An 8949-nucleotide genomic window follows, 5' to 3' on the forward strand; every position below is an offset into this window, starting at 1 on the left:
CGTCCGACGCGGCCGCTCGGCCCGCCCCCGCCGACTCCGCCCTGCGCCGGATCCTCTCGGGCAACGGCACGGTCACCGCCCTGGCGATCCTGCTGTCCCTGCTGATCTCCGGCCTGCTGATCATCGCCGTGGACGAGGACGTCCGCGACGCCGCCGGCTACTTCTTCGCCCGCCCGGGCGACCTGCTCTCCGCCGCCTGGGCCGCGTTCGCCGGAGCCTTCGCGGCCCTGTTCCGCGGCGCCGTCTTCAACTACCGGGCCTCGGACGCGACGGGCATGCTCTACCCGCTCACCGAGACCCTCACCGTGGCGACCCCGCTGATCATCATCTCGCTGGGCATCGCCATCGCCTTCCGGGCGGGCCTGTTCAACATCGGCGGCCAGGGTCAGTTCATCTTCGGCGCCATGTTCGCCACGTGGTTCGGCGTGCACCTGCACCTGCCGGCCGGCGTGCACCTGCTGCTCGTCGTCGTGATGGGCGTGCTCGGCGGCGTGCTGTGGGGCTCCGTCGTCGGCGTGCTCAAGGCCTGGACGGGCGCGCACGAGGTGATCCTCACGATCATGCTCAACTACGTGGCGGTGAACCTGCTCGCCTACCTGTTGAACACCCCCGTCCTGCGGGCGCCCGGCACCACGAACCCGGTGTCCGCGCCGCTGGACCGCTCCGCCATGTTCCCGCGGCTGCTGGGGACCGACTTCCGGCTGCACTGGGGCTTCTTCGTCGCGCTGCTGGCCGTGCTCTTCACGTGGTGGCTGATGCAGCGCTCCACCCTCGGCTTCCGCCTGCGGGCCGTGGGCGCCAACCCGGACGCCGCCCGCACGGCCGGCATCTCCGTCAAGGGCTCCTACCTGGCCGCCATGGCGATCTCCGGCGGCCTCGCCGGCCTGGCCGGCGCCACCCACGTCGCCGGCACGGAGAGCACGCTGAACACCTCCGTGGCCGGGTCCTTCGGCTTCGACGCGATCACGGTGGCCCTGCTCGGCCGGTCCCACCCGGTGGGCGTGCTGTTCGCGGGCCTGCTCTTCGGCGCCCTGCGCGCCGGCGGCGTGACCATGCAGACCGAGACCGGGGTGCCGGTCGACATCGTCCTCGTGGTGCAGTCCGTGATCGTGCTGCTCATCGCGGCCCCGCCGCTGGTGCGTGCGATCTTCCGGCTGCCCGCCCCGGGCGCCGCCCGTGCCCGCCGCGCCGCCGACCCCGTGACCCAGCCCGCCGTGGCCGGCGCCGCGCTGACCGGTGCCGCCGGCCACGCCACCGCCCCGTCCACGGGCGTCCAGGAGGCCGCGGCCGCCGCCGTCGCGGACCCGCAGGCTCCGACCACTGCACCCACGGACACGGCCCCGACCCACCGCCCGCACGAGCAGAAGGGGGACGCCCGATGAGCGCGACCGCCGCCCGGCCCCACGCCGACGTCGTCCGCCCCGAGGCCGCCGAGCCCGCCCGGGTCGTGGTCCGGCACTGGACCACCCCGATCGCCCTGACGATCCTGACCCTGCTGGCCCTGGCCGTCTTCGCCCTCGGCGCCCCCGAGGCGGCGGCGACCTTCCGACTCTCCAACGCGTCCGACGCCGTCGTACTCCCGGACCTGACCGCCGACCCCGTGCTGGGGGGCTGGCTGCTCGTCGGGCTCATGGCGGTGCTGACCGCGGTGGCCTGGCTGGCGACCCTGCGCTCGGGGCGCACCCCCGGCTGGGCCGCGGCCCTGTTCGCCGTCGCCTTCGTGGCCGCGTTCCTCATCTGGGTGATCGGCTCGGCGGACAACACCACCGTGTTCCTCACCGGCCTGATCGCCGGCTCGTTCGCGCTGGCCGTCCCGCTGATCTTCGGCTCGATGGCCGGCATCCTGGCCGAGCGCTCGGGCGTGGTGAACATCGCGATCGAGGGTCAGCTGCTGGCGGGCGCGTTCACGGCCGCCGTCGTCGGCACCGCCACCGGCTCGCCCTGGGCGGGCCTGGCCGCCGCGATCGTGGCCGGCGTCCTCGTGTCCTGGCTGCTCGCCGTGTTCTCGATCAAGTACCTGGTCAACCAGGTGATCGTCGGCGTCGTGCTCAACGTGCTCGTGGCCGGCCTGACGAGCTTCCTGTACTCCACCGTCCTCACGGGCGGGGACACCGAGCTCAACGCGCCGCCGCACTTCCCGAACCTGCGGATCCCGGGTCTGGCGGACATCCCCGTGCTCGGGCCCATCCTGTTCAACCAGACGATCCTGGGCTACGCGATGTACCTGCTCGTCATCGCGCTGTGGTTCGCCCTGTTCCGCACCCGCTGGGGCCTGCGCGTGCGCGCCGTGGGCGAGCACCCCAAGGCCGCGGACACCGTGGGCATCGACGTGAACCGCACGCGGTACGCCGCCGTCCTGCTGGGCGGCGCGGTGGCCGGCATGGGCGGGGCGTTCTTCACGCTCGTCTCCGCGTCGTCCTTCACCAAGGAGATGACGGCGGGCCAGGGCTTCATCGCGCTCGCGGCCGTGATCTTCGGCCGCTGGAACCCGATCGGCGCGTTCTTCGCGGCGCTGCTGTTCGGCTTCGCCACCAACATGCAGTACGTCCTGGCGATCCTCGGCACCCCGGTGCCGAGCCAGTTCATGGCGATGCTCCCGTACCTCGTCACGGTGTTCGCCGTGGCCGGCCTCGTGGGCCGCTCGCGCGGCCCGGCCGCCTCGGGCGTGCCGTACGTGAAGGAGTAGCCGTGGCGGACGGGCAGCACACGACGACGGCGCCGCGCGTGGACTGGGACCGGCTGCGGGCCGCGGCCCTGGCCGCCACGGAGCACGCCTACGTTCCCTACTCGGGGTTCCGGGTGGGCGCCGCCGCGCTCACCGACGACGGCCGCCTCGTCTCGGGCTGCAACATCGAGAACGCGTCCTACGGGCTGACCCTGTGCGCCGAGTGCGCGCTGCTGGCCGACCTGCGCATGGGCGGGGGCGGCCGACTGGCCGCGTTCGTGTGCGTGGACGGCGAGGGCGTGCTCACCATGCCCTGCGGGCGGTGCCGCCAGCTGCTGTACGAGTTCCGCGCCCCCGGGCTCGTGCTGCTCACCCCGGCGGGGGAGCGGGGGATCGACGCGGTGCTGCCGGACGCCTTCGGCCCGGCCGACCTGGAGCGGGCGGACCGTCCCTGACCTGCGGCGCGCTCCCGGGCCCGCTCGCTAGAGTCGGAGGCTGACCGTCGCAGCCGTCCTCCGAGGAGACCCCCATGACCGCGCAGCCGCAGGCCGAGCCCTTCGACGCCGTCGAGGTGATCCGCACCAAGCGGGACCGGGGGACGCTGGCCCCCGAGCAGATCGACTGGGTGGTGGACGCGTACACCCGCGGCGTGGTGGCGGACGAGCAGATGTCCGCCCTGGCCATGGCGATCCTGCTCAACGGCATGGACCGCGCTGAGATCGCCCGCTGGACGGACGCGATGATCGCCTCGGGCGAGCGCATGGACTTCGGCGGGCTCACCACCCCGGACGGCCGCCCCCTGGCCACCGCGGACAAGCACTCCACCGGCGGCGTGGGGGACAAGATCACCCTGCCGCTGGCCCCGCTCGTGGCCTCCTTCGGGGTGGCGGTGCCGCAGCTGTCCGGCCGCGGCCTCGGCCACACCGGCGGCACCCTGGACAAGCTCGAGGCGATCCCCGGGTGGCGGGCCGACCTCAGCAACGAGGCGATGCTGCGCCAGCTCTCCGAGGTGGGCGCCGTGATCTGCGCCGCCGGCTCGGGCCTGGCCCCGGCGGACAAGCGCCTGTACGCCCTGCGCGACGTCACCGGCACGGTGGAGGCCATCCCGCTGATCGCCTCCTCGATCATGTCCAAGAAGATCGCCGAGGGCACCGGCGCCCTCGTGCTGGACGTCAAGTGCGGCTCGGGCGCGTTCATGAAGGACGAGGCGTCCGCCCGCGAGCTGGCCCGGACCATGGTGGACCTCGGCCGGGACGCCGGGGTGGACACCTCGGCGCTGCTCACGGACATGTCCGTGCCCCTGGGCCGGACGGCCGGCAACGCCCTCGAGGTCCGCGAGTCGGTGGAGGTGCTCGCCGGCGGCGGCCCGGCCGACGTCGTGGAGCTCACCGTGGCGCTCGCCGCCGCGATGCTCGCCGGCGCCGGGGTCACGGACGTGGACCCGGCCGAGCACCTGGCCAACGGCCGGGCGATGGACGTGTGGAACCGGATGATCGAGGCCCAGGGCGGCGACCCGCGCGCGGCCCTCCCGACGGCGGCCCACACCGAGGACGTCGTCGCGGAGACGGACGGCGTCCTCACCGAGCTGGACGCGATGGCCGTGGGCCTGGCCGCGTGGCGCCTCGGCGCCGGGCGGGAGCGGCAGGGCCAGGCCGTCCAGGCCGCGGCCGGCGTCGAGGTGCACGTGCGCCCCGGCGAGCGCGTGGCCCGGGGCCAGAAGGTGCTGACCCTGCACACGGACACGCCGGAGCGCTTCGAGCGGGCGAAGGCCGCGCTCGCCGGCGGCTGGGCCGTCGGCGAGCTCGACGACGACGCCGCCCGGGCCTTGCGCGAGCGCTCCGTGATCCTGGACCGGATCGGCTGACCGGATGCTCGCGTGGCTCGAGGGGGCGATCCTCCACGCCTCCGCGCAGTGGTGGGTTCTGCCGCTGACGCTGCTGCTGTGCCTGCTCGACGGCATCGTGCCGGTCTTCCCGTCGGAGTCGGTGCTGGTGGCCCTCGGCGCGATCGTCCGCGACGGGCATCCGTTCTCCCTGTGGGCGCTGTGGGGGGTCGGCTTCGCGGGCGCGTTCCTGGGGGACGTGGCCGCGTACGCGATCGGCCGTGCCGTGGGCGTGGAGCGGTTCCGGTGGATGCGGCTGCGGCGGGTGCGGGCCACGGTCGAGGTCGCCCGTCACCACCTGCACAGCCACGGCGCGCTGCTGCTGTTCACCGCTCGGTTCATCCCCGGCGGCCGCGTGGCCCTGAACCTCACGGCCGGCGCCACCCGTTATCCTCCGGTGCGGTTCGTGGGGCTGGACCTGCTCTCCACGGCCAGCTGGGCCGCGTACTCGATCATGATCGCGCGCCTGACCGCAGGCTGGCTGGAGAACCCGGTGCTGCAGATCGCCGTCTCCGTGACGGGTGCCGCGCTCGTGGGCCTGCTGCTGGACCGGCTGCTCAAGGCCCTGCTGCGCCGCCGGCTGGGGGCCGGGGTGAAGGGCCTCACCCTGGCCGAGCAGGAGGCCCTGCGCTGAGCGCCCTGCCGTAGAGTGACGCCCGTGACGACGACGCAGCTTCCGGACACCGCATCCCCCTCCCCGCTCGAGGTCGACCTGGCCGTCCTGCCCAAGGTCTCCCTCCATGACCACCTCGACGGGGGCCTGCGCGTGGGCACCGTCCTCGACCTGGCCCGCGAGGCCGGCGTCGAGGTCCCCGCGGACACCGTCGAGGGCCTGGCCGAGTGGATCGCCGAGCACGCCAACGGCGAGTCCCTCGAGAAGTACCTGCAGGTCTTCGCCCTGACCACCGCCGTGATGCAGACCCGCGAGCAGCTGCGCCGCGTGGCCCGCGAGTTCGTCGAGGACCTGGTCGCCGACGGCGTCATCTACGGCGAGATCCGCTGGGCCCCCGAGCAGCACCTGGCCGGCGGGCTGAGCCTGGACGAGGCCGTCGAGGCCGTGCAGGCCGGCCTGGACGAGGCGGTCGAGGCCGCCGACGCCGCGGGCCACGTGATCCGCGTGGGCCAGCTGGTCACCGCGATGCGGCACGCCGACCGGGCCCAGGAGATCGCCGAGCTGGCCGTGCGCCACCGCGAGGCCGGCGTCGTGGGCTTCGACATCGCGGGCGCCGAGGCCGGGTTCCCGCCCTCCCGCTTCGCCGACACCTTCACGTGGCTGGCCGCCCACCACCTGCCCGTCACCGTGCACGCGGGCGAGGGCGACGGCCTGGACTCCGTCCGCTCGGCCCTCGTGGACGGCCGCGCCCTGCGTCTGGGCCACGGCGTGCGCCTGGCCGAGGACATCTCGGTGGAGTACGGCGGCGTGGACGAGGACGGCGAGCAGCTGGACGAGCTGACCGGCATCGTGGACCTGGGCGAGACCGCCGCGTGGGTGCGGGACCGGCAGATCGCCTTGGAGGTCTGCCCGTCCTCGAACCTGCAGACCGGCGCGGTGGACGCCGCGGCGGGCATCGCGGGCCATCCCATCGACCTGCTCGTGCAGCTCGGCTTCCGCGTCACAGTGAACACGGACAACCGGCTCGTCTCGGACGTGTCCCTGACCGACGAGCTCTACCTGCTCGCCGAGACCTTCGGCTACTCGCTCTCCGAGCTGCTGGACCTGCAGCTCAACGCCGCCGAGGCCGCCTTCCTGTCCGTGGACGAGCGCGAGGACCTCGCCGAGATCCTCGTGGCCGGCTGGGGCGAGGTCATCTCCGGCGACGCCGTCGGCCCGGTCCTCGAAGAGCTGGACGACGAGGACGAGGACGACTGATCCGCCCGTGAGCGCGAGTGTGGACCGTCTGGTGGCGGTGGTCGAGGCCCTGCGCGACCACTGCCCCTGGACGGCCGCGCTCACCCACGCCGACCTCGCCGAGTACCTCGTGGAGGAGGCGTACGAGGCGGTGGCGGAGATCGAGTCCCGCGACGCCGCCGCATGGGCCGACGTGCCCGCGCGTCGGGCCGACGGCGCGTACCCCGCCCTGGCCGCCGAGCTCGGGGACGTCCTGTTCCAGGTGGTCCTGCACGCCGCCGTCTCCCGGGCGCCGGGCGCCCCGGCGGAGACGGCCGGGTTCCGCCTGGACGACGCCGCCGACGCCCTCACCGCCAAGATGATCCGGCGCAACCCGCTCGTGCTCACCCCCGAGGGCGGCCTGCGCCCGGCCGAGGAGCTCGCCGCCGTCACGCCCGAGGCCGTCGAGCTGGCCTGGGAGCGGGTCAAGGCGCAGGAGCGGGCCGCCGCGGGGCTCTCGTCCGCCGCCCCGGCCCACGACGACGGCGGCACCGGACCGGGCCTCGACGTCGGCGACATCCCGGCCCGGCTGCCGGCGCTGGCCGCCGCCGCGAAGGTGGTCGACCGCGCGGCCCGGCAGGAGCCGGACCCGCTCGCCGCGCATGTCCCCGCGCCGGCCGCCGAGGCGGGGGAGCGCCCGGCGGTGGGGTGGCCGGACGAGGCCGCGCTCGGGGCGGAGCTGTTCGCGCTGGTGTTCCGGGCCCGGGCGGCGGGGCTGGACCCCGAACGGGCCCTGCGCACCACGGTGGCCCGGGTGCGTGCGGGGGACTGGTCGGCGCTGCGTCCGTCCGGCTGACGCGGCGCCGCGCCGGCCCGGCCGCCGCCCCGACCGCGCCCCAGCGACATCGCAGCCGGGGGGAACGGCGGTCTTGTCGCCGGCGCGCGGCCGCCTGGAACCTGAGGTCCCCGCTAGGCTGAGGCCGTGTCCACGCCGCGGGCACGACTTCCGACTTCGATTGAAGGAGACCCGTCCATGGCCCTGATCGACGCCATCCACGCTCGCGAGATCCTCGACTCGCGCGGCAACCCCACCGTCGAGGTGGAGGTCCTGCTCACCGACGGCTCCCTGGGCCGCGCGGCCGTGCCCTCGGGCGCGTCCACCGGCGAGTTCGAGGCGGTCGAGCGCCGTGACGGGGACAAGAAGCGCTACGGCGGCAAGGGCGTGCTGGACGCCGTCGCCGCCGTCGAGGGCATCGCGGAGGAGCTCGAGGGCGAGTTCGCCGCGGACCAGCGCGCCGTGGACCGCGCGATGCGGGACCTGGACGGCACCCCCAACAAGGGCACGCTGGGCGCGAACGCGATCCTGGGCGTGTCCATGGCCGTCGCCGCGGCCGCCGCGCAGGCCTCCGACCTCATGCTCTACAAGTACCTGGGCGGCCCGAACGCCCACGTGCTGCCCGTGCCGATGATGAACATCCTCAACGGCGGCGCCCACGCGGACTCCAACGTGGACATCCAGGAGTTCATGATCGCCCCGATCGGCGCCCCGTCCTTCCGCGAGGCCCTGCGCTGGGGCACCGAGGTCTACCACGCCCTGAAGACCGTGCTGCAGGAGAAGGGCCTGTCCACCGGCCTGGGCGACGAGGGCGGGTTCGCCCCGTCCCTGGAGTCCAACCGCGCCGCCCTGGACCTCATCGCCGAGGCCGTGACGAAGGCCGGCTACCGCCTGGGCGAGGACATCGCGCTGGCGCTGGACGTCGCCTCCTCCGAGTTCTTCGACAAGGGCTCCTACACCTTCGAGGGCCAGCAGCGCTCCGCCGAGGAGATGGCCGCCTACTACACCGAGCTGGTGGACAACTACCCGATCGTCTCCATCGAGGACCCGCTCGACGAGGACGACTGGGACGGCTGGCAGCACCTGACCGCGCAGCTGGGCGATCGCGTCCAGCTGGTGGGCGACGACCTGTTCGTCACCAACGTGGAGCGGCTGCAGCGCGGCATCGACGAGAAGGCCGGCAACGCCCTGCTCGTGAAGGTCAACCAGATCGGCTCCCTGACCGAGACCTTCGACGCGATCGCCCTGGCCCAGCGCCACATGTTCCACTGCATGATCTCGCACCGCTCGGGCGAGACCGAGGACACGTTCATCGCGGACCTCGCGGTGGCCACCAACGCCGGCCAGATCAAGACCGGCGCCCCGGCCCGCTCGGACCGCGTGGCCAAGTACAACCAGCTGCTGCGCATCGAGGAGGACCTGGCCGACGCCGCCGTCTACGCGGGCCGCTCCGCCTTCCCGCGCTTCCGCGGCTGACCGTCCCCGACGACGACGCGCGGGCCCGCCCGGATCCCTCCGGGCGGGCCCGTGCCCGTCCCGGGGGCGGCCAGGACCCTGCCAGGGGCGGGCAGTAGGCTGTGAGGGTCCCCACCACGCGTCCGAAGGAGTCCGCGATGAGTCCGCGCCGCCCCCGCGTGCCCCGTGTCGACCCGACGACGGGCGCCCCGCGCCGGACCGCCGTCGCGGCCCCGGCGGCCCCGACGACGGCCTCCCCGGAGGCGGACGCGCCCACGCCGACC

At 74.4% G+C, this 8949-nt stretch carries 8 protein-coding genes; all 8 read left to right on the forward strand.

What is annotated here, in order from left to right:
• Nucleotides 1-1382 (forward strand): ABC transporter permease (locus tag J1M37_RS10265; RefSeq protein ID WP_206452572.1); only part of this gene is annotated, 1382 nt, incomplete at its 5' end.
• Entirely contained in the window at nt 1379-2686 is a 1308-nt protein-coding gene (locus J1M37_RS10270) for an ABC transporter permease (protein ID WP_095347466.1), read from the forward strand. The genes J1M37_RS10265 and J1M37_RS10270, both read left to right, overlap by 4 nt.
• A 2-nt stretch (nt 2687-2688) precedes the next feature.
• Nucleotides 2689-3120, forward strand: a complete 432-nt coding sequence (locus J1M37_RS10275) for a cytidine deaminase (protein WP_010079337.1) — start codon at nt 2689-2691, stop codon at nt 3118-3120.
• Nucleotides 3121-3194: 74 nt separating this feature from the next.
• On the forward strand, nt 3195-4529 hold the full coding sequence (locus J1M37_RS10280) for a thymidine phosphorylase (protein WP_206452573.1): 1335 nt from the start codon (nt 3195-3197) through the stop codon (nt 4527-4529).
• A 4-nt stretch (nt 4530-4533) separates the two neighbouring features.
• Nucleotides 4534-5181: a DedA family protein gene (locus J1M37_RS10285; RefSeq protein ID WP_113913983.1), complete on the forward strand. Its 648-nt coding sequence runs from the start codon at nt 4534-4536 to the stop codon at nt 5179-5181.
• A 24-nt stretch (nt 5182-5205) separates the two neighbouring features.
• The gene (locus J1M37_RS10290) at nt 5206-6417 is read left to right on the forward strand and encodes an adenosine deaminase (protein ID WP_041102916.1); all 1212 of its coding nucleotides are present in this window, start codon (nt 5206-5208) and stop codon (nt 6415-6417) included.
• Nucleotides 6418-6424: 7 nt separating this feature from the next.
• On the forward strand, nt 6425-7231 hold the full coding sequence (locus J1M37_RS10295; protein WP_049145518.1) for a MazG nucleotide pyrophosphohydrolase domain-containing protein: 807 nt from the start codon (nt 6425-6427) through the stop codon (nt 7229-7231).
• Between the two features lie 177 nt (nt 7232-7408).
• Complete coding sequence (eno, locus tag J1M37_RS10300) at nt 7409-8686, forward strand: phosphopyruvate hydratase (RefSeq protein WP_060974053.1); 1278 nt, start codon at nt 7409-7411, stop codon at nt 8684-8686.
• The last annotated feature ends 263 nt before the right edge of the window (nt 8687-8949 follow it).

Origin of the sequence: Micrococcus sp. KRD012, from assembly GCF_017168555.1 — a bacterium.
In the GTDB taxonomy this organism is placed as follows: Bacteria; Actinomycetota; Actinomycetes; order Actinomycetales; family Micrococcaceae; genus Micrococcus; species Micrococcus luteus.